Here is a 21,929-nt window from a genome sequence, read left to right on the forward strand (position 1 = left end):
ACTGCATGGTTGAATCGGAAGCGCAGGGGCGCCTGCCGGGTATTGCCCCGGTGTCGGTCGTCGATATCGGGTCGAACTCGATACGCCTTGTCATTTACGAGGGCATGAGCCGCGCGCCTGCCATCCTGTTCAACGAGAAGGTCATGTGCGGGCTGGGCAAGGGGCTGGCCAAGACCGGCCGCATGGACGAGGCGAGCGTCGAGCGGGCGCTCGGCGCGCTCGATCGCTTCAAGGCGCTGTCCAGCCAGGCGCGTGCGACGCGGATGTACGCGCTCGCCACCGCCGCCGCGCGCGAGGCCGAGAACGGTCCGCACTTCATCGAGCGGGCCGAGGCGATCCTCGAGCACAAGGTGCGCGTGCTGACCGGCGAGGAGGAGGCCTATTTCTCCGCGCTCGGCATCGTCAGCGGTTTCCATGAGCGGGACGGCATCGTCGGCGATCTCGGCGGCGGCTCGCTGGAACTGGTCGACCTCGCCGGCGAGGCCATCGGCGGGGGACTGACCCTGCCGCTCGGCGGGATCCGGCTGTCGGAAGCCTCGGGCGGCTCGATCGCCCAGGCGCGGGTGGTGGCGCGCCGCCTGCTGAAGACCGCCGGCCTGTTGAAGCGCGGCGAGGGGCGGACCTTCTACGCCGTCGGTGGCACCTGGCGTTCGCTGGCCAAGCTCCACATGGAGGTCAACGACTACCCGCTGCACATGATGCAGGGCTACGACATCTCTTTTGCCGAGGCGATGGAGTTTCTCACCTACGTCGTCACGACGAAGGACAGCAAGGACCCGGCCTACGCCACCATCTCGAAGAACCGCCGTAACCTGCTGCCCTATGGCGCCGTCGCCATGCAGGAGGCGATCGCGCTGATGCGCCCGGCGAAGATCTCGTTCTCGGCGCAGGGCGTGCGCGAAGGCTATCTCTATTCGCTGCTGCCGGAATCGGAAAAGGCGCGCGATCCCCTGCTTGCGGCCGCCGACGAACTGGCGATCCTGCGCGCCCGTTCGCCCGAGCACGCGCGCGAGCTGGCCGAGTGGACCGGCCGGGCCCTGCCGGCCTTCGGCGTCGAGGAGACCGAGGCGGAGGCGCGCTACCGCCAGGCCGCCTGCCTGCTGGCCGACATCAGCTGGCGCGCGCATCCGGACTATCGCGGCCTGCAGGCGCTCAATATCATCTCGCACGGCAGTTTCATCGGCATCACCCATCCGGGCCGGGCCTATATCGCGCTGGCGAACTACTACCGCTTCGAGGGGCTCTACGACGACGGCGCCTCCGGCCCGCTTGCCGCGATCGCGACGCCGCGCCTGCTGATGCTGGCCAAGCTGCTGGGCGGCCTTCTGCGCGTCGTCTATCTCTTCTCCGCTTCCATGCCCGGGATCGTGCCGCATCTGTCGATCCGCCCGGCCGGCACGCCCGACCTCGACCTCGAATTCGTCGTCCCGGCGCGTTACCACGACTTCGCCGGCGAGCGCATCGAGGGCCGGCTGCAGCAGCTGGCAAAGCTCACCGGCAAGAAGATCGCGTTCCGTTTCGAATAGGTGCCCTCAGCCGGGCGAGCCGGCATGCGCCGCCACCGGGGCGGCGGCGGCGCATCGTCCGGCTACTTCGCTGCCAGCAGGTCGCCCGCCTCGATCAGCGCGAACTCGTTGTCGTCGGCCCGATCGAGGAAACGGCCGGCCGAAAAGGGCAGGTTGTTGTCGTTGCCGACGATGATGTGCGCCTCGTCCACCCGGTCGACGTTCTCGATCGTCACGAACGGCATGTCGTAGAAGCCGTCGCCGCCACCCTGGCGCTTCCTGTTGTCGGGGTCGGCAATCTTCAGCAGGTCGATGTAGCCGATCTTGCGCACCGCCTTGCCGACGGTATCGGCGCCCATCTCGATCTTGTAGACGCGCTTCACCTTCGCGGCGGCGGCGAAGCAGTCCGGCTTCGGGTCGTTCGGGTCGGCGCAGGCCCGGTCGGCGGTGCCGGCGCCATTGTCGCGCTCGATCACAAGCGCCGTCGTCTCGTCGAGCATGTTGAAGTCGCCGATCGCCTCGCCGCCCTCGGCGAGCGGATAGAGCCAGCTGCGGCCGGTCCAGGCCTTGGTGGCGCGGTCGAACTCGACGATCCTAAGCGCCGGGCGGCCGCCGGCCTGCTCGACCGATTCTCCGTCGACCCAGAGCGGGCCTTCCAGCAGGCCGTAGAGCCGTGTTCCGTCCCGCGACAGCGCCAGGCCCTCGTAGCCGCCGGAGCGCTTGAGGTTGAAGGCCGGCAGTGGCTTCGACGGGTCGGCCGGCACCGCCAGCGCCGCGTGGTCCGGCGATCGCACCGGCTTGCCGTCCACCTCCGTGGCGACGACGTCGGTCAGCCGGCCGTCGCCGTCGAACTTCAACAGATACGGACCGAATTCCTCGCCGATCCAGAAGCCGTCCTCGACCGGCTGGATCGATTCCACGTCGAAGTCGCCGCCGGTGAGGTAACGCCTTTCGGCTCCCTCCATCACGATCGGGAAGGGCGCCTTGTGGTCCGGATCGGAGAGGAACACGGTTCGTAGCGGCTCGAGCGTGCCCTTGTCCCAGTCGAAGCGCACGTTGTGGATCATCAGCATCGCGTCGGTCGAGTTGAGCTTGCTGCCGAAGCCGTTGTCGGACAGGGTCCAGAACGTGCCGTCCGCCATCGCCCTGATGCCCGAAAAGCCCTGCATCGGCTGGCCCTCGAAGGGCAGCGACAGCCCGGTCGCACGCACGCCGTCCCTGCCCGGGACGCTACCGGCGGTCGCGGCCCGCTGGCGGTCGGCTGTGGTGAACTTGCCCGATGTCTTGAGGTGGTCGGCCGCATCGGCGGGGGCGGCGATGATGGTGTCGGCGGGGAGGATCGCGTGAGCCCTCAGCGTTGCCGGAAACTCCGTTTCGCCCGCAAGGGCGGTGCCGGAAAGAAGGGCGGCGAGGGCGGCGCCGGTAAGGAATGTCTTGGTCATGAAGGTCACCGTGAGGAGAAGTTGAAACACGCCTGCGATAGGCGCCTTGCATGACCGCCGCTTGACGGCTGCCTGAAGCTTTGGTGACGCCCGGCGGCGGCTTCGTTGTGGGCGGCTGACGTCCGCAGCCGGCGCGAGCAGGCGTTGGCCCAGTCCGCTGCGGGATCGATCGGACGAACGGCTGCACCGGGGCGGTCCCGGACCGGCTCGCGCTAGAGTGTGCTCGGACCGCCGCGCCCGCCTGATCGTTCGGTCACCGCGCTGCGGCGGCAGCCCAGCGGTATTGGCCCTCGGTCTGCACCGCGCCGGGACGCACGGCGCGGATGCGCTGCAGCGCCGTCTCCGGCACCTCGCCGCGTTCGACCAGCAGCCTGAGCGCCACCATGCCGGCGCGCCCGTGCCCGCCATGACAATGAACCAGAACGGCGCCGCCGCCGTCGAGGACGCCGTGCACCTGCGTGGAATAGCCCGCCCACCGCTCGCAGCTCGCACCGGTCGGCCCGCCCAGGTCCCGGAGCGGCAGGTGCAGCCAGCCGATGCCACGGCTCGCCAACTGAGCGCCGAGGTCGCCGCAGCCGCGCGCCTCCATCTCGATCGTGTCCGTCATGGAGACGACGACGTTCGCGCCCCAGTCGGCGATCGCCTCCAGGTCGGCGGCATACTCGCCGTCGCGCCCGGGAATACAGCTGATGCCGATCCGTCCGCCCGCGGGCAGGACGACGGTCGAGATGGCGAATTTTCCGGCGACGTCCATGCCGCTATTCTAGCGGAGTTGGACCGGCCGGCAAAATGATCTAGCCCGCGCGCTGGGCGGCGAGCATGGCGAAGCGGCCCGGCGTCATGCCTAGTGCCTTCCTGAAATGCCGGTTGAGGTGCGCCTGGTCGGCAAAGCCGCTGGCATACGCCGTTTCGGCAATGCTTTGCCCGGCCAGGATCAGGGACCTCGCCCGTTCGAGCCGGCGCATGACCAGGTAGCGGTGCGGGCTCGTGCCGAGGTAGCGTCGGAACTGTCGTGCCAGCGCAAAGCGATCGAGGCCGGTCACCGCTTCGAGATCGGTTGAACTTACGCGCCGGGCGAGGTTGTCGCGCAGGAAGTCGCAGGCGCGGAGCAGCTGCGGATGCGCCCGCCGCGCCGTGGGCGCTGGCGGCGCTCCGGCAAGGTCGAGCAGCGCGGTCGAGATCTCCGCCAGCATCTCGTCGAGCCCCAACGGCTCGGGGGTTTCATCCCCGTTTCCGAAGGCGTCGAGCAGCAGCTGCGCCAGCCGCCGATCGTCGACGACCGGCGTTGCAACGAACGGCAACGCGCGCCCCCGTTCGAAGGCCGCCGGCAGGACGCGCTCCGGCGGGACATACATCATGCGGTAGGTGAGACCGTCGTCCGTGCCGGCGCCGCCGTCGTGCACTTCGTCCGGATGCAGCAGGATGACATGGCCCGGGGGGCTGAAGCGCTCCACTCCGCGGTAGCGAAAGGTCTGGATGCCGTCGAGGGTGACGCCGAGCCCGTAGGTGTCGTGCCGGTGCGGCTCGAACCCCTTGCCGTGAAAACGGGCTTCGATCCGCTCGATGCCGGCTAGCTCCGGCGCGACGACGATGCGGTCGTGTTTCTGGCACGAACGTTCAAGCGGTTCGTCGATGGCGCCTGCTATCGCGTTGGCCGCGGAATGGTCCGCAGCGTCTTTCCTGGAGTACACCTGCATGTTTGATACCAAGTTCGCCGTCGTTCTGCGCGAAGATCTTGAGGTCTGGCAGAAGCTGAACGTTACCGCCTTCCTCTCCGGTGGCGTCATCGGCCGGAACCCGGAGCTGATCGGCGAAGCCTATCGCGACGCCGCCGGCAATGTCTACAACGCGCTGAGCGTCCAGCCGATCATCGTGCTGTCCGCCGACGCGGCGTCGCTGTCCAAGATCCATGCCCGCGCGCTCGAGCGGCAGGTACCGGCCTCGGTCTATATCGAGGAAATGTTCTCGACCGGCCACGACGCGGCCAACCGGGCCGTCTTCGCCGAATTCTCGCCGCAGGACGCCCGCGTCGTCGGGATCGCGCTGCATGGCGACAAGAAGACGGTCGACCGCATCACCAAGGGAGCGAAGCTGCACGCCTGAGGCGCGTCAGAGTTCGATGGCCTCGATCTTCCTGTTGACGAAGCGCAGGGCGACCCTGCCGCCGATCAGGTCCAGCGCGGTGTTGCCGAACAGCTCGCGCCGCCAGCCGTGCAGCGCCGCCACGTCGGCGGCCTCGCCCTCGGCGGCGATCCGGTCGAGGTCGTCGCTGTTGGCGATGATCTTGGCGGCGACGCCCCGCTGCTCCGCCACGAGCTTCAGCAGCACCTTCAGCATCTCGCCGGCGGCGGCCGCTCCCTCGGGCACCTGCGGTTGCCGCGGCAGCCGTGGCAGGTCGGCCTTCGGGATCGCCAGTGCCTCCTGGATGACCGTGACCAGGGCCGCGCCCGACTGCGAGCGCTCCCAGCCCTTGGGGATCGTCCGCAGCCGGCCCAGCGCCTCGGCGTCGGCCGGCTGCTGTTGGGCGATCTCGTAGATGGTGTCGTCCTTGAGGATCCGCGAGCGCGGCACGTTGCGGCCGCGCGCCTCGCGTTCGCGCCACGCAGCGACCTTTTGCAAAACAGCCAGTTCCAACGGTTTTCTCACGCGCAGCTTGAGCCGCCTCCAGGCCTCGTCCGGGTGCAGGTCGTAGGTGCCGGGCGCCTCCAGCACGGCCATCTCCTCGGCCACCCAGAGCGTCCGTCCCTCCCGTTCCAGCTCGTCCTTGAGGAACTGGTAGACGTCGCGCAGGTGGGTGACGTCGGCGAGTGCGTACTCCAGCTGCCGGTCGGTCAGCGGCCGCCGGCTCCAGTCGGTGAAACGCGAGGACTTGTCGATCTGCACGCCCCGGGTCTTTTGCACCAGCTGGTCGTAGGACACGCTGTCGCCGAAGCCGCAGACCATCGCGGCGACCTGGGTGTCGAAGATCGGGTGCGGGATCAGCTTGCCGAGATTGTAGATGATCTCGAGGTCCTGGCGGGCGGCGTGGAACACCTTGACGACGCTCGTATCGGCCATCAGTGCGAAGAATGGCGAAAGGTCGATACCCTTGGCCATCGGGTCGACGATCACGGCCGTGTCCGGCCCGGCCATCTGGATCAGGCACAGCTCCGGCCAGAAGGTCGTCTCGCGTAAAAATTCGGTGTCGATGGTCAGGTAGTCGGACTTGGCAAGCAGCGCGCAGGCGTCGGCCAAGGCCGCGGTTGTCTCGATGATGTGCATCAATTCGCTCGGGTGGGCCTCGTTCTCGAGGGGATGGTTTACTCGTTCCCCGATTTCGCCACAATCGAAAAGTGCGCCACCGGCCGATCAGCTGACCCGGACAAAGGCGCTCATGCCGGTCTTCTGGTGCTCGATGATGTGGCAATGGAGCATCCAGTCGCCGGGGTTGTCGGCGAGGAGGGCGAGGTCTGCCGTCTCGTCCGGCTGCAGCAGGATCGTGTCGGTCGGATGGCCGAGCAGGCGCGGCCGGTTCGAGGCGACGGCGCGGAAGCTCATGCCGTGCAGGTGGACCGGGTGGGCGTGCGGCGTGCGGTTCGCCATGCGCAGGATGTAGCTGCGGCCGAGCTTCAGCTCGGCCAGCGGCGCCACCGGGTCCGGCGTGTCGCCCGGCCAGGCGACGCGGTTGATCGCCCAGAATGTATAGCCGAGCGAGCCGCAGTGGCTGGCCCGTGCCCCGTGCTCGGCCGTCGCGGTGAACTCCAGTGGCACGACTTCGGCGGCCGGCGTATCGGCCGGCGCGATCGGATTGGCCGGCAACGGCGCCACGTCGTCGAGGCTTCGCTTCAGGCTGGAGCCGACAGCGCGGAACGAGGCGACGGTCCAGGGCGTGCTGCCGCGGACGTTGACGAGGCTTGCGACCGCGCCTTCGCTGTCCGGCATCCGCAGCGCCAGGTCGACGCGTTGCCCGGGGCCGAGATCGACCAGTTCGAGCGGGAAGGGGGCCGCCAGCGGATTGCCGTCGAGCGCCACGACGCTGGCCGCGCCGCCCTGAAGCCCGAGCCGGTAGATCCGGGTCACGTCGGTGGCGGCCAGGCGCAGGCGCAGCAGCCCGCCGGCCGGCGCGTCGTGCACCGGCGCCTGCCGCCAGTTGGCCGTGCGCACGGTGCCGTAGGTGCCGCCGCGGGCGGCGTCGCGCGGCTTGAAGGCGGCGATGAACTGGCCGTCGCCGCCAAGCCGCCAGTCGCGCAGGTTGAGAGCGATCTCGGCGTCGAATGCCGGGTCGTCCGGGTTTTCGACGACGATCAGCCCGGTCAGCCCGCGCCCCATCTGTTCCAGCGTGTTGCAATGCGGGTGGTACCAGAAGGTGCCGGCATCGGGCGGGGTGAAGCGATAGTCGAAGCTGTCGCCGGGATAGACGTAGGGCTGGGTCAGTCCGGGTACGCCGTCCATCGCATTGTCGATGCGAAGGCCGTGCCAGTGCACCGTCGTCGGCTCGCCCAGGCGGTTGACGAGGCGCGCCGCGAACGGCGCGCCCTTGCGCAGGCGCAGCACCGGCGGCGCGCCGTCGCCGGCCGCGCCGAGCCGGTAGGACATCGTCCCCCGTGTTGCGGCCGAGCCGGTCAGCAGCGCGCTGCCCTCATAGGCGACGAGTTCGGCCGGGGCCCCGGCCAGCGCTCGGCGGGCGGCCGGCACGGCCATGCCGACGCCGTAGGCCGCCGCGGCGAGCGCGGTGCCCTTGAGGAGGGTGCGGCGGTTGATCGACATGGTGGCGTCCCGGTTCCGGTTCGATGGTGCGGATTAGCCGCGCCGCCGCGCGGCCGCAAGGCGGGATGGCGCGCGCGGCCTAGCGGCGGTCGTTGCGTTCCTCGCCGGCGAGCTTGTTGAAGAAGGCGGAGGTGCGCAGCAGGTTGCGGAAGCGCCGGTCGCGCCGTTCCGCCGGCACGCCCGGCCGCGTTCCCATGCGCAGCACGGTGTAGCCCATGAAGGCCACCATCACCGCGGCGGTGTAGGTGAACAGCGCGCCCGGTCCGAACAGGTCGAGCAGCACCGAGGCGAACAGCGGCCCGATGATCGCCCCGGTCGACCAGAAGAACAGCATCCCGGCCGACACCAGCGCGTGCTCGCCGGGGCCGGCATGGTCGTTGGCATGGGCCGAGCACAGCGAATAGAGCGGCATGGCGAAGGCGCCGAACACGAAGATGCCGGCCATGTTCAGCCATTCGTCGCCGCCGGCGAAGGTCGCCAGGAACAGCGCCGCCAGCGTCGCCCCGAGAGTGGCGACGAGGATGATGACGCGCCGGTCGAGCTTGTCGGAGTAGAGCCCGAGCGGGTACTGCAGCACCACGCCGCCGATGATGCCGGCGCTCATGAAGCTGGCGATTTCGGTCACCGTCAGCCCGATCTGTTCGCCATAGATCGGTCCGAGCGAGCGGAAGGCGGCGTTGGTCAGGCCGACGACGATGCAGCCGATGGTGGCGAGCGGCGAGATGTTCCAGAGCTTCCTGACGTCGAAGCGGATCGCCTCCGGTGCGACCGGGCTGGAGCGGTCGGCGAGCGAGATCGGCACGAGCGACAGCGTCAGCGCCATCGCGACGATGGCAAACAGCTGGAAGCCGCCGATGCCCACGCCGGGGATCAGGTACTGCGCCGCCGTCACCGAGCCGAGGTCGACGAGGCGGTAGAGCGACAGCGTGCGCGCCCGGTTGGCGTTGGTGACGCTGGCGTTCAGCCAGCTCTCGACGGTGGCGAACAGGCAGGCGAAGCAGAGGCCGGCCAGGAGCCGCATCAGGAACCAGAAGCTCGGGTCGATAACCAGCACCATCGCCAGCGCCGAGGCCGCCGCGATCGCCGCCATGGCGGAGAAGGTGCGGATGTGGCCGATCGCCCGCAGCACGCGGCTGACATAGATGCAGCCGATGGCAAAGCCGATGTTGTAACCGGCGCCGACGACCCCGATCATGGAGGTGGAGAACCCCTCCTGCGAGGCGCGCAGCGAGATGAAGGTGCCCTGCAGTCCGTTGCCGCCGATCAGGATGCCGGCGGTGATCAGGAGCGGGACGAGGGGACGGATGTGGCTCATGGGGCCGCCGGGCTAGCGAATCAGGGTCACGACGCGGGTCGAACCGGGTTCTACCGGCAGATCACGGCCGAAGACAGGCCAGAAGCGACGGCGGTTGCACTTTTTGCGCGTGCCGGCATCGGAGCGGACGATGCCGGCGGCGGGTCACTGGTCGGCGACGGCGCGACCGGCCTCAGGCGGCCCCGGCGGTCACGGGCGCTCGCGCCACGGCGGCGAGCGCGGCGGCGAGCCGTCCGACCTGGTGCGGCAGCAGCCCGGCGATGTTGATGCGGCCGCTGGCGGTGCCGTACACCCCGTATTCCTCGCGCAGCCGCTGCATCTGCGCGCCGTCGAGCGGCAGCAGCGAGAACATGCCCTTCTGCCGGCCCAGTGCCTGGAACTGCGCCGGCGCGCCGCGGGCCTTAAGCGCCGCGCACAGCGCCTCGCGCATGTCGCAAACGCGGCGCCGGCTCGCCTCGAGTTCCGCAAGCCAGGGGCCGGGCTCGGCGAACAGCATCGCGGCGATGGCAGCGCCGTGCTCGGGCGGCACAGAGTGGCTGGCCCGGGTGATGCGCTCGAGCGTGGCGCGGATGTTGGCAAGCGGCGCCCGGTCGGGCGCGATCACCATCGCCGCGCCGGTGCGTTCGCAATAGAGCCCCATGTTCTTGGAGCAACTCGCCGCCACCAGCACCGTATCGACCGTTGCCGCCAGCAGCCGCAGCCCCGCCGCGTCCGTGTCGGTGCCCGCGCCGAAGCCCTGGTAGGCCATGTCGACCAGCGGGATCAGGCCGTTATCGCGGCAGAACGCGGCGAGCTGGCGCCATTGCTCCAGGCTCGGGTCGATGCCGGACGGGTTATGGCAGCAGCCGTGCAGGATGACGACGTCGCCGCGCCGGGCCTGCCCCAGGTCGGACAGGACGGCGGCCATGTCCAGCCCCGTCTCCGTCTCCCGCCAGCGGAAGGTCCGCACCCTGAGCCCGGCCGCGCTCATGATCGGGCGGTGGTTGACGTAGCCGGGATCGGTGTTCCACACGGTCGCCTGAGGGGTTGCGAGGGCGATGAAGTCGGCGAGCAGCCGCAGCGCGCCGGTGCCGCCGACGGTCTGGATCGTGCACTGGCGCGAAAGCGCCTCGCCGTCGGCCGAAAGCAGGAAGCGGGCGATGGCGTCGTTGAACTCGAGGTTCCCCGACAGCGCGCGGTAGGCCTTGGAGGCGGCGGCCGCGGCCAGTCGAGCCTCGGCCGCCTGCACCGCCGCCATCACCGGGGTCTGGCCCGACGCGTCGCGGTAGACGCCGACGACGAGGTCGATCTTGTCCGGCCGGCGGTCCCGCGCGAATGCGTTGATCAGGGTCCACAGCGGATCGGGTTCGGCGACGGGCAGGCTGGCAAGCATGGGGTCCCTCAGGGTCGTTGGGCGGCTAGGCGCGGTTGGCCAGGATCACGCCGGCGGTGATGACGGCGATGCCGGCGGCGGTGGCGAGCGTCAGCGGCTCGCCAAGGAAGGGGATCGCCAGCAGGCTCGCCAGCGCCGGGGCGAGCGAGCCGAAGGTCGCGCTCCGTGCGGCGCCGAGCCGGGAGACGGCAAAGGCGTAGCCGACGGTCGAGATGAGGCCGACGCCGAGCCCCTGGATCAGGATAAACGGCAGCGCCGCGTGCAGCGCGAACTGGCCGAGATGGGTGGTGACGGCGCCGGAGAGCAGCAGGGCGAGGGCGACGACGAGCGAGCAGGTCGACAGCAGCAGCCCGTTGGTGATCGCATCGACGCCGGTGCGGCGCAGGCCGATGGTGTAGGCGCCCCAGAGCAGGCTGGCGCCCAGCAGCCAGCCGACGCCGTGCAGCGTCTCGGCGGTGACGGCGTGCTGGTCGGCAAGGACGATGCCGGCGGCTCCCGCAAGGATTAGCGCCAGCGGCAGGAGTTGCCGGCGCGGCAGGAAGCGGCGCTCGATCAGGCAGGTCAGCACGGCCACCGAAAGCGGTGCGGTGCCGGCGATCAGCGCACCGACATAGGCGGCCGAGGTCGTGCGTGCGCCTTCCGAGGCGATGAAGAAGAACGGCACGCCGCCGAGCAGCACCAGGGCCGCGTCGCGCGGGCGGATCCGCCGCAGTGCAGCGAGGCGCGAGGGGATGACCGGCAGCAGCGCGATGATGGGCACGGCGAAGCGGATGACGGCGACGTCGGCCGGCGCCAGCGGCGAGGCGCCGATCGCCCGGATCGTCAGCGCAAACCCGGCCCAGACCAGCACCACGACGGCAAGCACGAGATAGCCGGCGGTGGCCGGCGCCAGCAGCCCGGTTCTGGGTTGGTGAAGGTCGGACGCTAGATCGGTCATGGCAGAGCCCCGGTGATCGGAATGGACGGGATGATATGCTTCTCTCGCAGGCGGTTTCTTGCTACTTCATCGATTGGGTAGGCAAATGTTGGCAGAATCTGCCAAGGGGATGGGAAAAATGGACGAAAAGGACAGGCAGATCATCTGGGCGCTGCAGAAGGACGGGCGGCTGTCGAATCAGGACCTGTCGGAGAAGGTGGCGCTGTCGCCGTCGCCCTGTCTGCGGCGGCTGCGGCTGCTCGAGGAGGCGAGGGTGATCACGGGCTACACCGCGATCGTCGACGAGGAGGCCTATGGCCTGCCGATCACCGCCTTCGTCCGCATCCGGCTCGAGCGCCATTCCGAGGGCTCGGTCGCGGCGTTCGAGCGCAAGGTGCGGACGATCGACAACATCCAGGACTGCTATGTCATGACCGGCGAGGCCGACTACCTGCTGCGGGTGCTGGTCAAGAGCCTCAAGGACTACGAGCACTTCGTCCGGCACCAGCTGCACAGCATCGAGGGTATCGCCGCCATCGACACCAGCTTTGCCTACGGCACGGTGAAGCGCGCGACGGTGTACCCGCGGCTGTGAACGCGGGCACAAGAAATGCAGGTAATCGCCTGCTCTTGACAGGCAGGCAAATGCCTGCATAAATTGCCGACAGACGAGAAAGACCGATGGACGCTGACAAGGTTTTCAAGGCGCTGGGCGACCCGACGCGCCGGCGATTGCTCGACCTCCTGTGCGAGCGGAACGGGCAGACGCTCGGCCAGCTTTGCGAACACCTCGACATGGCCCGCCAGTCGGCGGCGCAGCATCTCGGGATACTGGAGGAGGCCAGCCTCGTCAGCACGGTGAGGCGTGGCCGGGAAAAGCTGCATTTCATCAACCCCGTGCCGCTGCACGAGGTCTATGAGCGATGGGTGCGAAAATTCGAGCGGTAGCGGCTCAGCCTGCTGCATGACCTCAAGAGGGAACTCGAGGGAGAGTGACGATGACCAGGGAGACGACCAGCTTCGTTTACGTGACCTATATTCGCTCGACCCCGGAGAAGGTATTCGCGGCCATCACCCGGCCGGAGATCGCGAGGCGCTACTGGGGTCACGAGAACGTCTCGGACTGGCGTCCGGGGTCGAAATGGGAGCACGTCCGTGCCGATGACGGGCGCAGCGTCGAGCTTGTCGGCGAAGTGGTCGAGGTCGATCCGCCGTCTCGTCTCGTCATCACCTGGGCGAATGCGTCGCAGGCCGACGATCCGGAGAGCTACAGCCGGGTGACCTTCGCCATCGAGGACTGCGGCGACATGGTCCGGCTGACCGTCAGCCATGACGAGCTCGAGGCCGGCGGCGGCATGGCGAAGGGCGTCAGCAGGGGGTGGCCGGTCGTTCTCTCCAGCCTGAAGTCCTTCCTGGAGACCGGCCGCGGGCTCTCGGCCAGGCCGAAATCGGGCTGATTTTGCCAATCGCATCCTGCTGAGCCGCACCTGTAATCCGTTCTGGAGCAGGGTCCGGGCGCCGGCCGTCAAGGGCCGCCGTGCCTTCGTCTGTCAACGCGGCCTCGGTGTGTGCGAGGCCGGACAACGGGAGAAAAGACAATGTCCACCATCTATAGCGGCGGATGCGCCTGCGGCGCGATCCGCTACCAGACGCGCAGCCGGCCGATCTTCGAGAACCATTGCCAGTGCCGCGACTGCCAGAAGCGCAGCGGTACCGGGCATGGGTCCTACCTCACCTTTCCCCGTCGCGCCGACGTGGCGATCGCCGGCGAAGCGCGCGATTGGCGGGTGGCGGGCGACAGCGGCAACGAAAAGGTCCACGCCTTTTGCCCGATCTGCGGGACACCGGTGTACCTGACATTCGCGGCCAGCCCGGACCTGATCGCGGTTCACGCGACCAGCCTGGACGATCCCGGCCAGTTCCAGCCACAGGCGGTCACATACACGACTCGCGGCCATGGGTGGGACACAATGGACCCCGCGCTGCCGACCTTCGAGCGCATGCCGTCCGCATAGCCGCGCTGCAACGCGACACGCATGGCGACGGCTGCGGATATGCGACAGCGGTCAAGGCTTGAAAAAGCATTAGCGCTAATGTAAATGGCCGGCATGAGCGAACGAACGATGCCGGGCCTGGGGGAACTGCTACGCTATGTCGGCGAACTCGTCGACCAGGGGGCGGAGACCCGCTATCGCGCCCTCGACCTCGCCTACCGGCCGCGCTACACGCCGGTGCTGCGGGCGCTGGGCGCCGGGGCGGAGACCGTGACCGAGATCACCGCGCGCAGCCGCCTGACCCAGGGGGCGATCAGCCAGACCGTCGGCCTGATGCTGAAGGACGGCATCGTCGAGCGCCATCCGCTCGATGACGGCCGCAAGAGCGGCATCCACCTGACCGAAAAGGGCCGGGCGCTGCTCGCGCGTCTCGTGCCGCACTGGGAAACCACCTTTGCCGCCATCGCCGCGCTGGAGCACGAGATCGGCCATCCGCTGCTCGCGGGGCTGCAGGCTGCCGCCGAGGCGCTCGAACGGCAAGGCTTCGCCGCGCGGCTGGAGGCGGCCGCAGGCAAGACATGCACGACGTCATGCAAGGAGGCGGATGGTGGGTACTGACGAAAGCGCCGCGCGCAACTGGTTTGACGGCGGTGGCAACGCCTATGCGCTGTTCCGGCCGGAATATCCGGCCGGCCTGTCGCGCTTCCTCGCCGCGCTCGCGCCGGCGCGGCAAAGGGCGGTCGATGTCGGCTGCGGCAGTGGTCAGCTGACGCGCCAGCTCGGCGAGCACTTCCACTCGGTGCTCGGCCTCGATCCGAGCGCGGACCAGCTCGACAACGCCGTGCCGCACCCGCGCGTCGAATATGTTCTGGCGCCGGCGGAGCGCCTGCCGGTCGCCGGCCGCAGCGTCGACCTCCTGACCGCGGCCCAGGCTGCCCACTGGTTCGATCTGCCCGCCTTCTACCGGGAAGCGCGGCGGGTGGCGGTCGACGGCGGCGTGCTCGCCCTTGTCAGCTACGGCGTGCTGCGCCTGTCGCCGGCTGGCCTGCAGGATCGGTTCGACCGGTTCTACCGCGACGAGATCGGCCCCTACTGGCCGCCCGAGCGCGGGCTGGTGGACCGGGGTTACGCCGACATCCCCTTTCCCTTTGACGAGCTGCGCGCCCCGCAGATGGAGATCGAGCGCGCCTGGGAGCTCGGCGAGTTTCTCGGCTACCTTTCGACCTGGTCGGCCGTCCGCCGCGTCACCGAGGCCGGCCGCGAGGATATCCTGCACGGCTTCGTCCAGGACCTCTCCATGCTCTGGGGGGAGCACCGGCGTCCCGTCACCTGGCCGGTCAACATGCGCCTCGGGAGGATCTCGCCGTGACCCGGCACATGCCCGCCCTCGTGGCCGGCCTGCGCCACCGCGCGCATCTGACGGTGGCGCCGCTGCACACCGTTCCGGAGATCGACGACGCCTGGCCCGGCTTCCGCGACATGCCGCCCGTCCTTGCCACCGCGATGATGATCGCCTTCATCGAGCAGACCTGCATCGAGGGCTTGCGGCCCTTTCTCTCGCCGCAGCAGCGAACGGTCGGCACCCATGTCGACGTCAGCCACATCGCCGCCACCGCCGTCGGCATGACGGTGACGGCCGACGTCGAACTCGTCGAGGTCGACGGCCGCAGCCTGCTGTTCGACGTCGCCTGCCGCGACGAGGGCGGCCCGATCGGGCAAGGCACGCATCGCCGCGCGATTGTCGAGGTGGAGCGCTTCCTGCAGCGCCTCGGCGCCAAGTCCGCCGCCTCCGGCCTGCGATAGGTTCGCGCCAACTCACGTCACGGGCCATAATGGGAACCGGGACGGGTTTCGCCCCGGCCTTGCCCTATCTCCGGTGGCTCATCGCCAATTCAGCGTTGAATAAGCTGATGTCCTGACCGCCATGACGGCGGGCACCTCTTCGCTCGCGAGCCGTCAGTAGTCCCACCATGCCGGGACCCAACGAAAGAGGTCGCCCGCAGCTGCGACGTGGCCCACAGATGGGAACGGCATGTGCGTGGAAAACCAGCAGGGATCCGGTCGCCACCAATTCTTTCATGAGGCGCAGCCGAACGCGGGTCGCCTCCTCGGGATCGTGTTCGAAACCGTTGTGCCACTCAGGGTGGTCGAACGAAGACGGAAGCAGTGCGTCACCGGCAAACATCAACCGATCGCCACCCGACTCGATACGAACCACGCTGTGTCCAGGGGTGTGGCCACCGGTTCGGGTGACAACGACGCCCGGCGCTACCTCGGCTTCTTCTTCGAACGTATGCAGATGGCTGCGGTACTTGGTCAGGAACTGGCTCGACGTCCGCCGGATGACCTCTGCAAGCTCCGGAGGCATGGCAGTCCGCGAGAAATCTGGCGCCTCCCAGAAGCTGACTTCGGCTGAGGACACGTGAACCCGCAGGTCCGGGCGCAAGCGGTTCTTCACGCCCTCGACCAGCAGGCCGCCAATGTGGTCAAAATGCATGTGGGTCAGCACCACATCGGTCACGGATGCGAGATCGACACCGGCGGCCTCGAGCCGGCTTACGAACTGACCAGCCCGGGGGTAGCCGGAGTATTCTCCGCCGAGTCCGCTGTCGACAAGGATCGTGCGTTCGCCGCTGCGCACAACGAACGCGTTCAGCGCCCAATCGAGATCGTCGGTCGGGAGGAACATGTCCTGGAGCCAGGTCGCCCGGGCGGTCGGGTCGGCGTTCGTCGCCATCGCTTCGGCCGGAATGGATATAATCCCATCGCTGAACACCAGCACGTCAATCGCGCCGATCCGCACCGCATAGCGCGATGGAACTGATGCGTCGGGCACCGGCTTCTGCTGAACGATCGCTCGCGCTGTTGTTTCTACCTTTGGCATGAAAATGCTCCTACTTGTGGCAGTGAGGCCCGGTCTGGGCCAGCCGCGGGAACTAAATTCGCGGCTATTCGCCAACAAGCTGGACCTAAGTTTGGGTATCTTCGAAATCGTTGAGCCGAAGACGATTTGGTTCGCCCGATGCTCATCGATCCGGCAGGCCCGACGCGGCCGATTTCTGCCGGCCGTTGCCGCAACGGCGCCGTTCGCTGTAGACAGGCGGGCGGCGTGATCTTGGAGGAGACGCAGATGGACCGGTTCAGCGGCGGCTGCCTGTGCGGCAACGTCCGATTTGTCGCCTCGGGGCGCCCGTACAGGGTCGGCCTCTGCCACTGTCTCGACTGCCGCAAGCATCACGGCGCCCTGTTTCACGCATCGGCGATCTTTCCCCAGGACGCGGTGAGCATCGAGGGCGAGACCGGTGACTATGCCGGGCGCTTCTTCTGCCCCCGCTGCGGTTCCCCGGTGTTCGGCCGCAGCGGTGACGAGATCGAGGTGAACCTCGGCTCGCTGGACGCGCCGGACCAACTGGCGCCGACCTACGAACTCTGGACCGTGCGCCGCGAAAGCTGGCTGCCGCCGTTTCCGTTGAAGCGGCGCTACGAGCGCGATCGCGACGCCGCCAGCCGCTTCGAGGACTAGATCCGGCGGCGGCACCTCCGGATCGGCGGCCCCGCGCCGGAGGCGTCACTCCGGAAGTCCGGCCTTGCGGAAGCCGTCGACGAAATGTGCCAGTGTCGCCTCGTCCCGGAACGGCTCGGTCTCGACCCAGTACCGGGTCGTGAAGTGCGGGTTGCCGACGAGGAACAGTTCCACCTCCGCGCGCGCCTCGTCGAGCCGGCCGAGCTGGGCAAGGCTTGCCGCCAGGAAGCGCCGCGAGCTCGTCCGGTAGGTCTCGTCCCGGCGCAGCGTCTGGACCGCGGCCTCGTAATCGCCGGCGGCGTACTGCGCCTGGCCGAGCGTCAGAAAGTACCAGCTGGCCGGATAGGGGTTCAGCCGAAACGCCTTGCGGATGTGCGCAAGGCCCTCGTCGACCCGCCCGGCCAGGACGGCGATGTCGGACAGGGTCGCCCAGATGTCGGCCTCGTTCGGGTCAAGTTCGATCGCCCGCGCGAACTCCGCGTCGGCCGCCGCGAAATCGCGTTCGTAGGCGAGCAGGTTTGCCAGCACCCAGCGACAGCCGGCATCGTTGGGATCGATCGCCACGGCCATGTGCGCCAGGTCGAGGCCGGTTCGGCGGTTGGGTTCGATCGGTGCGCCCCAATGCACCCACCCCATCCAGTGGTTCATCGCGAGCCAGCGATGGGCTTCGGCATAGTGCGGGTCGAGCGCGATCGCCCGCGTCAGCAACAGATGCGCCTCCCGCGCCGTCTGCGGCGATTCATCGATCAGCTTGCGCGCACGCACGCACAGATCATAGGCCTCGAGGCTCCTCGGACGGTTGCGTGGCGGCGGCGCCCGCAGCCGGCCGAGCAGGGCTTCGACGATCTTGCCGGTAACCTCGTCCTGGACGGCGAAGATGTCGTCGAGGCTGCGGTCGAAGCGCTCGGCCCAAAGGTGCTCGCCGCTCGTTGCGTCGACCAGCTGGGCGTTGATCCGCACCCGGTCCGCGGCGCGGCGCGCGCTGCCCTCCAGCAGGTAGCGCACGCCGAGGTCGGCCGCGATCGCGCGCACGTCCATCGCCTTGCCCTTGTAGGCGAGGGACGAGTTGCGGGCGATGACGAACAGGCCGGCGTGCCGGGACAAGTCGGTGATCAGGTCCTCGGTCAGCCCGTCGGCAAAGGAATCCTGGGCGGTATCGTTGCTGACATTGACGAAGGGCAGCACGGCGACCGACGGCTTTTCGGGAAGCGGCAACGCGGTGCGCCGCGCAGCTCCGAGCGAGCGGACGAGCCCGGTGAAGCGATAACCGACGCGTGGCACCGTGGTGATCCATTCGCCGCCGTCATCGGCCGGGCCGAGCAGCTTGCGCAGCTGCGCGACCTGCACGGTGAGATTGCCTTCCTCCACGGCCATGCCCGGCCAGGCCGCCTCCATCAGCTCGGCCTTGCCCAGGATTTCGCCGGGCCGTGCAGCCAGCGTCGCCAGCAGCCTCAGCCCGCGTTGACCGAGCGCCACGGGCTCGTCGTTCCGGAGCAGCGTTCCTGCGCCCGGATCGAGCACGAATGGACCAAAGCCGATGCGCAATCCCTGCATGGGCCGAATCTATAGAGCCGTTCGGGGGCAAATGGAATCGCCCCGGGCGGGCGGTCGCCTTGGATCACGGCTGGCCATGGCTGATTTGGAAGTTTTTGCCGGGGCTTTGGCAGGGCTTAAGGACGCCGCGGCGTGCCTCTTGCAGAATCCGGTCTCGTTCCGGTCGAGGCCAGGGCCCCTCAAGCAAAGGAAGATTAGCCATGAACGAGATCTGTCTTGCGCCGCAGGAGCCGCCGCGCCGTGGCGGTCTTGCGCGACTGCGAAGCCTGCTCGCCACCTGGGAGGAGCGCCGGCGCTTTCGCCGCGAGCTTGAACGGAAATCGCAGGACGACCCGCATCTGATCGACGACATCGGCCTGACCAGGCCGCAGGTCGAGGCCGAGGTCGGCAAGCCATTCTGGCAGCGGTGACGCGCGTGCCAGGCGCTGCGCCAGCGCTCATCGCTGGCGGGGCAGGGAAGCGGCCAGCCGCTTGGCGCTGTCGATCGCCGCGCCGTGCAGGAGCGGCCAGCTCTGGGTGAGGCCGTCGAGGATCAGCATCAGATCGGCGACGTGTCCCGGCCGGTCCGTTGCCGCGGCGGCGCGGCGCGCCACCTCGCCCTTGTGCCGGGCCAGCAGCGCCCGCAACGCGGCGTCGTTCGGGGCGGCGGCGACGGCGGCGTGGAACAGGCAGCCGTGGGCCGCCTCGTCGGCCATCCAGACGCCGATCCTGTCCATGATCGCCGCCAGCGCCTGCGCCGGATCGGCCGGCAGCGCCGAGAACACCCGCGCCAGATAGCGCTCGTGCCGGTGCTCCAGCGCCATCTTCACCATCGCCTCGCGCGAGGGCGCGTACTTGTAGAGGGTGCGCAGGCTCACCCCGGCCGCATCGCGCAGCGTCTCGATATTCGGCTCGGCAAATCCGTGCGCGGCGAAGGCGCGCTCCAGCCCGGCCGCGATCCTGTTCGGTGTCTCGGTCATGGCTTGACTTTGTAGAATGAACGCTCTACCTCGGCAAGTAGAGTATTCATTCTACCTCGGGGGTGACCCATGATCCTGCCCGAACTGATGTGCGGCGTCGTCCTCACCGGCCACGGCGGACCCGAGATGCTGCACTGGCGGGACGATCTCGCCGTGCCGTCGCCGGGCCGCGGCGAGGTGATCGTCAGGGTCGCTGCCGCGGGCGTGAACAACACCGACATCAACACCCGCACCGGCTGGTACTCGAAGGGCGATGCCGCGGCTGCGGACGCGTCCTGGACCGGCGCGGCGCTGACCTTCCCGCGGATCCAGGGCGCCGACGCGTGCGGCCGGATCGTCGCCGTCGGCGCGGGCGTGGATCCGGGCCGGATCGGCGAGCGCGTGCTGATCGAGCCGTGCCTGCGCGAGGCCGGTGGCGCGGGCCTGCAGACGCCCTGGTACTTCGGCTCCGAGTGCGACGGCGGCTTTGCCGAGTTCACAAGGGTTGCGGCCCGCCACGCCCATCCCGTGCGCAGCGAACTGACCGACGTCGAGCTGGCGTCATTTCCCTGTTCCTACTCCACCGCCGAGAACATGCTGACGCGCGCCGGGGTGAGGGCCGGGGAGACCGTGCTGGTCACCGGGGCCTCCGGCGGGGTCGGATCGGCCGCGGTGCAGCTCGCCCGGGCGCGCGGGGCGCGCGTGCTGGCGGTGACCAGTCCGGCGAAGGCAGGGCTGCTTTCCGAGCTCGGCGCGGAGAAGACGCTGAGCCGCGAGACGGACCTTCTGGCGGCGGTCGGCCGCAACGGCGTCGACGTCGTCGTCGATCTGGTGGCGGGGCCGAACTGGCCGATACTGCCGGAACTGCTCCGCCCCGGCGGGCGCTACGCCGTCGCCGGCGCCATCGGCGGGCCAATGGTTACGCTCGACGTGCGCACGCTCTACCTCAAGGACCTCAGCTTCTTCGGCTGCACGGTACTCGCCCCGGGGGTGTTTTCCAACCTGGTCGGCCGGATCGAGCGCAACGAGATCAGGCCACTGGTCGCCGGAACCTATCCGTTGCAAGAGATCGGTGCGGCGCAGGCGGCCTTCGTCAAGAAGGACCATGTCGGCAAGATCGTCCTCACCGTTTTGTGACCGCCACGGGCCTGCGGCGCGCGCCCGTCACGGCAGCAGGCCGGACGAGCGGAGCACCTCGTGCAGCCGCGTGACCCCCTTGACGATCATTGGGGACGGCATCGAGGCATAGCCGAAGATCAAGCCGGCGCGCCGGTCGCCCCGCGTCGCATAGAGGCGCGACACCGGGTAGACGCCGACGTTGTTCTGCGCGGCGGTGGCGACGAGGCGGTCCTCGTCCTCGGTCCGCAGGTGGTTGAACCACACCACCACGTGCAAACCCGCCGAGGTTCCGACGATCTCGACCTCGCTGCCGAACAGCGCCGCCATCGCCTCCAGGAACGTGGCCCGCCGGTCGGCATTCACGCGTCGCATCCTGCGAACGTGCCGTTCATACGCGCCGGTCTCCAGCAGCGAGGCCAGCGCCTCCTGTCCGAAGCTGCTGCTGTGGCGGTCGGCGAACTGCTTGCAGCGGACGAAGGCCTCGACGAGCGGACCCGGCAGCACCATGTAGCCCAGCCGCAGGGTGGGCGAGAGCGTCTTGGACACGGTACCGACATAGATGACCCGCTCCTGGCTCGACAGCTGGAGGGGAGGGATCGGGCCGACGTCGTAGCGGTATTCGCCGTCGTAGTCGTCCTCGACGATGTAGGTGCCTGCCGCTTCGGCCCACGCGACAAGCGCTTGCCGCCGCCCGGCCGAGAGTACCCCGCCCAGCGGAAATTGGTGACTCGGCGTCACGCAGGCGAGCGCGATGCCGGCAGGCTCGGGCAGCCGGGCCGTGTCCAATCCATCCTGGTCGCACGGCACGTCGACCGGGTGCGCACCGATGGCCACCATGACGTTTCGCGCCATCGCATAGCACGGATCCTCGAGCACGACCCGGTCGCCGGGGTTGACCAGCACACGCGCACACAGGTCGAGTGCCTGCTGCGAGCCGCTGACGACGACGATCTGGTCGGCGTCGCAGCCGATGCCGCGGGCCCGCCACAGATAGCTCTGCAAGGCCTGGCGAAGGGCCGGACTGCCGGCGGGATGCTCGTAACCCAGGCGGTCGCGGACTTTCAGCGTGGCCGCGCTCAGTGCCTTGCGCCAGAGAAGCCTTGGAAAGTCTGCCGCGGCGATGTCGCCGTAACGAAAGTCGAACGCCAGCGCTTGCCGCTCGGTGCTGCTGTTCGGCGCCAGCGCCAGCGCGCGCGCTGCGTAGGCGGACAGCTTGTCTGTGCCGCCGTGCGCCGGCCGCGGGGGCTCCAGGGGCGGCGGCTGAACCGAGGGAGCCACGGTCGCGCGCCTGCCTTGGCTCACCTGGATGTAGCCCTCCGAGATCAGTTGCTCGAACGCGGCGGTCACCGTGTTCCGCGAGACGCCAAGTTCTTCCGCCAGCGCGCGGCTCGAGGGAAGCCTGTCGCCGGCAAGGTAGACGCCGGACGCGATCTGCGCGCGCAGTGAGCGATAGATGTTGCGGGTCGCGCCCGTCTTTTGAGCGTCGCGTTCAAACTGGACCAACA

General features: G+C 68.9%; 23 protein-coding genes and 1 pseudogene. 12 read left to right on the forward strand and 12 right to left on the reverse strand.

Annotation, left to right across the window (positions count from 1 at the left end; translation table 11 throughout):
* The first annotated feature begins 5 nt into the window (after window positions 1-5).
* Complete coding sequence (gene ppx, locus ACXAGF_RS07025; protein WP_475015567.1) at window positions 6-1,526, forward strand: exopolyphosphatase; 1,521 nt, start codon at window positions 6-8, stop codon at window positions 1,524-1,526.
* 62 nt (window positions 1,527-1,588) lie between these two features.
* On the opposite strand, the gene ACXAGF_RS07030 is transcribed toward ppx, so the two are convergent.
* The 3 genes from ACXAGF_RS07030 to ACXAGF_RS07040 all read right to left on the reverse strand — a co-directional run bounded on the left by ACXAGF_RS07030 (window position 1,589) and on the right by ACXAGF_RS07040 (window position 4,644).
* Entirely contained in the window at window positions 1,589-2,947 is a 1,359-nt protein-coding gene (locus ACXAGF_RS07030) for an esterase-like activity of phytase family protein (RefSeq protein ID WP_475015568.1), read from the reverse strand.
* A 253-nt stretch (window positions 2,948-3,200) separates the two neighbouring features.
* A complete protein-coding gene (locus ACXAGF_RS07035) occupies window positions 3,201-3,701 on the reverse strand; it encodes a phosphatase domain-containing putative toxin (RefSeq protein WP_475015569.1) in 501 nt (166 codons plus the stop codon).
* A 40-nt stretch (window positions 3,702-3,741) separates the two neighbouring features.
* The gene (locus tag ACXAGF_RS07040) at window positions 3,742-4,644 is read right to left on the reverse strand and encodes an AraC family ligand binding domain-containing protein (protein WP_475015570.1); all 903 of its coding nucleotides are present in this window, start codon (window positions 4,642-4,644) and stop codon (window positions 3,742-3,744) included.
* Between ACXAGF_RS07040 and ACXAGF_RS07045 the strand changes: the two genes are divergently transcribed.
* Window positions 4,643-5,050, forward strand: a complete 408-nt coding sequence (locus tag ACXAGF_RS07045) for a DUF2000 family protein (protein WP_475015571.1) — start codon at window positions 4,643-4,645, stop codon at window positions 5,048-5,050. The two genes, ACXAGF_RS07040 and ACXAGF_RS07045, sit on opposite strands and share 2 nt — an antisense overlap.
* Window positions 5,051-5,056: 6 nt before the next feature.
* Here the strand turns inward: ACXAGF_RS07045 and rnd are convergent, their stop codons facing one another.
* The 5 genes from rnd to ACXAGF_RS07070 all read right to left on the reverse strand — a co-directional run bounded on the left by rnd (window position 5,057) and on the right by ACXAGF_RS07070 (window position 11,317).
* Window positions 5,057-6,202 (reverse strand): ribonuclease D, encoded by a 1,146-nt coding sequence (rnd, locus tag ACXAGF_RS07050; RefSeq protein ID WP_475019232.1) that lies wholly within the window; start codon window positions 6,200-6,202, stop codon window positions 5,057-5,059.
* Between the two features lie 93 nt (window positions 6,203-6,295).
* Complete coding sequence (locus ACXAGF_RS07055; RefSeq protein WP_475015572.1) at window positions 6,296-7,693, reverse strand: multicopper oxidase family protein; 1,398 nt, start codon at window positions 7,691-7,693, stop codon at window positions 6,296-6,298.
* Between the two features lie 79 nt (window positions 7,694-7,772).
* Window positions 7,773-9,008 (reverse strand): MFS transporter, encoded by a 1,236-nt coding sequence (locus ACXAGF_RS07060; protein WP_475015574.1) that lies wholly within the window; start codon window positions 9,006-9,008, stop codon window positions 7,773-7,775.
* A 172-nt stretch (window positions 9,009-9,180) separates the two neighbouring features.
* Entirely contained in the window at window positions 9,181-10,380 is a 1,200-nt protein-coding gene (locus ACXAGF_RS07065) for an aromatic amino acid transaminase (protein ID WP_475015575.1), read from the reverse strand.
* 25 nt (window positions 10,381-10,405) lie between these two features.
* Window positions 10,406-11,317: a DMT family transporter gene (locus ACXAGF_RS07070; RefSeq protein ID WP_475015577.1), complete on the reverse strand. Its 912-nt coding sequence runs from the start codon at window positions 11,315-11,317 to the stop codon at window positions 10,406-10,408.
* 118 nt (window positions 11,318-11,435) lie between these two features.
* Here ACXAGF_RS07070 and ACXAGF_RS07075 point away from each other — a divergent pair, with 118 nt between their 5' ends.
* The 7 genes from ACXAGF_RS07075 to ACXAGF_RS07105 all read left to right on the forward strand — a co-directional run bounded on the left by ACXAGF_RS07075 (window position 11,436) and on the right by ACXAGF_RS07105 (window position 15,093).
* On the forward strand, window positions 11,436-11,891 hold the full coding sequence (locus ACXAGF_RS07075; RefSeq protein WP_475015579.1) for an Lrp/AsnC family transcriptional regulator: 456 nt from the start codon (window positions 11,436-11,438) through the stop codon (window positions 11,889-11,891).
* Between the two features lie 86 nt (window positions 11,892-11,977).
* Window positions 11,978-12,244, forward strand: coding sequence for an ArsR/SmtB family transcription factor (locus ACXAGF_RS07080; protein ID WP_475015581.1), 267 nt, complete (start codon window positions 11,978-11,980; stop codon window positions 12,242-12,244).
* A 50-nt stretch (window positions 12,245-12,294) separates the two neighbouring features.
* Window positions 12,295-12,753: an SRPBCC family protein gene (locus ACXAGF_RS07085; RefSeq protein ID WP_475015583.1), complete on the forward strand. Its 459-nt coding sequence runs from the start codon at window positions 12,295-12,297 to the stop codon at window positions 12,751-12,753.
* A gap of 141 nt (window positions 12,754-12,894) precedes the next feature.
* Entirely contained in the window at window positions 12,895-13,311 is a 417-nt protein-coding gene (locus tag ACXAGF_RS07090) for a GFA family protein (RefSeq protein WP_475015585.1), read from the forward strand.
* Between the two features lie 93 nt (window positions 13,312-13,404).
* On the forward strand, window positions 13,405-13,908 hold the full coding sequence (locus ACXAGF_RS07095) for a MarR family winged helix-turn-helix transcriptional regulator (protein WP_475015586.1): 504 nt from the start codon (window positions 13,405-13,407) through the stop codon (window positions 13,906-13,908).
* On the forward strand, window positions 13,898-14,659 hold the full coding sequence (locus tag ACXAGF_RS07100; protein WP_475015587.1) for a class I SAM-dependent methyltransferase: 762 nt from the start codon (window positions 13,898-13,900) through the stop codon (window positions 14,657-14,659). The genes ACXAGF_RS07095 and ACXAGF_RS07100 overlap by 11 nt, the downstream gene beginning before the upstream one ends.
* A complete protein-coding gene (locus ACXAGF_RS07105; RefSeq protein WP_475015589.1) occupies window positions 14,656-15,093 on the forward strand; it encodes a thioesterase family protein in 438 nt (145 codons plus the stop codon). Before ACXAGF_RS07100 ends, ACXAGF_RS07105 begins: the two co-directional genes overlap by 4 nt.
* A 153-nt stretch (window positions 15,094-15,246) precedes the next feature.
* On the opposite strand, the pseudogene ACXAGF_RS07110 reads toward ACXAGF_RS07105, so the two are convergent.
* Window positions 15,247-16,174, reverse strand: a pseudogene (locus ACXAGF_RS07110) (MBL fold metallo-hydrolase).
* Window positions 16,175-16,420: 246 nt separating this feature from the next.
* On the opposite strand from ACXAGF_RS07110, the gene ACXAGF_RS07115 reads away from it, so the two are divergent.
* Complete coding sequence (locus tag ACXAGF_RS07115) at window positions 16,421-16,813, forward strand: GFA family protein (protein WP_475015591.1); 393 nt, start codon at window positions 16,421-16,423, stop codon at window positions 16,811-16,813.
* A 45-nt stretch (window positions 16,814-16,858) separates the two neighbouring features.
* Here the strand turns inward: ACXAGF_RS07115 and ACXAGF_RS07120 are convergent, their stop codons facing one another.
* Window positions 16,859-18,367 carry a winged helix-turn-helix domain-containing tetratricopeptide repeat protein gene (locus ACXAGF_RS07120; protein ID WP_475015593.1) on the reverse strand — a complete coding sequence of 503 codons (1,509 nt, stop codon included), beginning with the start codon at window positions 18,365-18,367 and terminating at the stop codon, window positions 16,859-16,861.
* 200 nt (window positions 18,368-18,567) lie between these two features.
* Here ACXAGF_RS07120 and ACXAGF_RS07125 point away from each other — a divergent pair, with 200 nt between their 5' ends.
* Window positions 18,568-18,777 carry a DUF1127 domain-containing protein gene (locus ACXAGF_RS07125; protein WP_475015594.1) on the forward strand — a complete coding sequence of 70 codons (210 nt, stop codon included), beginning with the start codon at window positions 18,568-18,570 and terminating at the stop codon, window positions 18,775-18,777.
* A 27-nt stretch (window positions 18,778-18,804) separates the two neighbouring features.
* On the opposite strand, the gene ACXAGF_RS07130 is transcribed toward ACXAGF_RS07125, so the two are convergent.
* Window positions 18,805-19,326 (reverse strand): TetR/AcrR family transcriptional regulator, encoded by a 522-nt coding sequence (locus ACXAGF_RS07130; RefSeq protein ID WP_475015596.1) that lies wholly within the window; start codon window positions 19,324-19,326, stop codon window positions 18,805-18,807.
* A gap of 69 nt (window positions 19,327-19,395) precedes the next feature.
* Here ACXAGF_RS07130 and ACXAGF_RS07135 point away from each other — a divergent pair, with 69 nt between their 5' ends.
* Window positions 19,396-20,442, forward strand: a complete 1,047-nt coding sequence (locus ACXAGF_RS07135) for an alcohol dehydrogenase family protein (RefSeq protein WP_475015598.1) — start codon at window positions 19,396-19,398, stop codon at window positions 20,440-20,442.
* A 27-nt stretch (window positions 20,443-20,469) separates the two neighbouring features.
* Here the strand turns inward: ACXAGF_RS07135 and pdxR are convergent, their stop codons facing one another.
* Window positions 20,470-21,927 carry a MocR-like pyridoxine biosynthesis transcription factor PdxR gene (gene pdxR / locus ACXAGF_RS07140; RefSeq protein ID WP_475015599.1) on the reverse strand — a complete coding sequence of 486 codons (1,458 nt, stop codon included), beginning with the start codon at window positions 21,925-21,927 and terminating at the stop codon, window positions 20,470-20,472.
* Between the last annotated feature and the right edge of the window lie 2 nt (window positions 21,928-21,929).

The organism is Mycoplana sp. ABR4_002 (genome assembly GCF_056159645.1).

Bases quoted from the DNA above. Each gene is read 5' to 3' on its own strand.
- ACXAGF_RS07060 (WP_475015574.1), bottom strand. From the start codon at position 9,008: ATGAGCCACATCCGTCCCCTCGTCCCGCTCCTGATCACCGCCGGCATC.
- ppx (WP_475015567.1), top strand. From the start codon at position 6: ATGGTTGAATCGGAAGCGCAGGGGCGCCTGCCGGGTATTGCCCCGGTG.
- ACXAGF_RS07030 (WP_475015568.1), bottom strand. From the start codon at position 2,947: ATGACCAAGACATTCCTTACCGGCGCCGCCCTCGCCGCCCTTCTTTCC.
- ACXAGF_RS07075 (WP_475015579.1), top strand. From the start codon at position 11,436: ATGGACGAAAAGGACAGGCAGATCATCTGGGCGCTGCAGAAGGACGGG.
- ACXAGF_RS07125 (WP_475015594.1), top strand. From the start codon at position 18,568: ATGAACGAGATCTGTCTTGCGCCGCAGGAGCCGCCGCGCCGTGGCGGT.
- ACXAGF_RS07035 (WP_475015569.1), bottom strand. From the start codon at position 3,701: ATGGACGTCGCCGGAAAATTCGCCATCTCGACCGTCGTCCTGCCCGCG.
- ACXAGF_RS07090 (WP_475015585.1), top strand. From the start codon at position 12,895: ATGTCCACCATCTATAGCGGCGGATGCGCCTGCGGCGCGATCCGCTAC.
- ACXAGF_RS07115 (WP_475015591.1), top strand. From the start codon at position 16,421: ATGGACCGGTTCAGCGGCGGCTGCCTGTGCGGCAACGTCCGATTTGTC.
- ACXAGF_RS07045 (WP_475015571.1), top strand. From the start codon at position 4,643: ATGTTTGATACCAAGTTCGCCGTCGTTCTGCGCGAAGATCTTGAGGTC.
- ACXAGF_RS07120 (WP_475015593.1), bottom strand. From the start codon at position 18,367: ATGCAGGGATTGCGCATCGGCTTTGGTCCATTCGTGCTCGATCCGGGC.
- ACXAGF_RS07095 (WP_475015586.1), top strand. From the start codon at position 13,405: ATGAGCGAACGAACGATGCCGGGCCTGGGGGAACTGCTACGCTATGTC.
- ACXAGF_RS07070 (WP_475015577.1), bottom strand. From the start codon at position 11,317: ATGACCGATCTAGCGTCCGACCTTCACCAACCCAGAACCGGGCTGCTG.
- ACXAGF_RS07130 (WP_475015596.1), bottom strand. From the start codon at position 19,326: ATGACCGAGACACCGAACAGGATCGCGGCCGGGCTGGAGCGCGCCTTC.
- ACXAGF_RS07080 (WP_475015581.1), top strand. From the start codon at position 11,978: ATGGACGCTGACAAGGTTTTCAAGGCGCTGGGCGACCCGACGCGCCGG.
- ACXAGF_RS07065 (WP_475015575.1), bottom strand. From the start codon at position 10,380: ATGCTTGCCAGCCTGCCCGTCGCCGAACCCGATCCGCTGTGGACCCTG.
- ACXAGF_RS07135 (WP_475015598.1), top strand. From the start codon at position 19,396: ATGATCCTGCCCGAACTGATGTGCGGCGTCGTCCTCACCGGCCACGGC.
- ACXAGF_RS07055 (WP_475015572.1), bottom strand. From the start codon at position 7,693: ATGTCGATCAACCGCCGCACCCTCCTCAAGGGCACCGCGCTCGCCGCG.
- ACXAGF_RS07085 (WP_475015583.1), top strand. From the start codon at position 12,295: ATGACCAGGGAGACGACCAGCTTCGTTTACGTGACCTATATTCGCTCG.
- ACXAGF_RS07040 (WP_475015570.1), bottom strand. From the start codon at position 4,644: ATGCAGGTGTACTCCAGGAAAGACGCTGCGGACCATTCCGCGGCCAAC.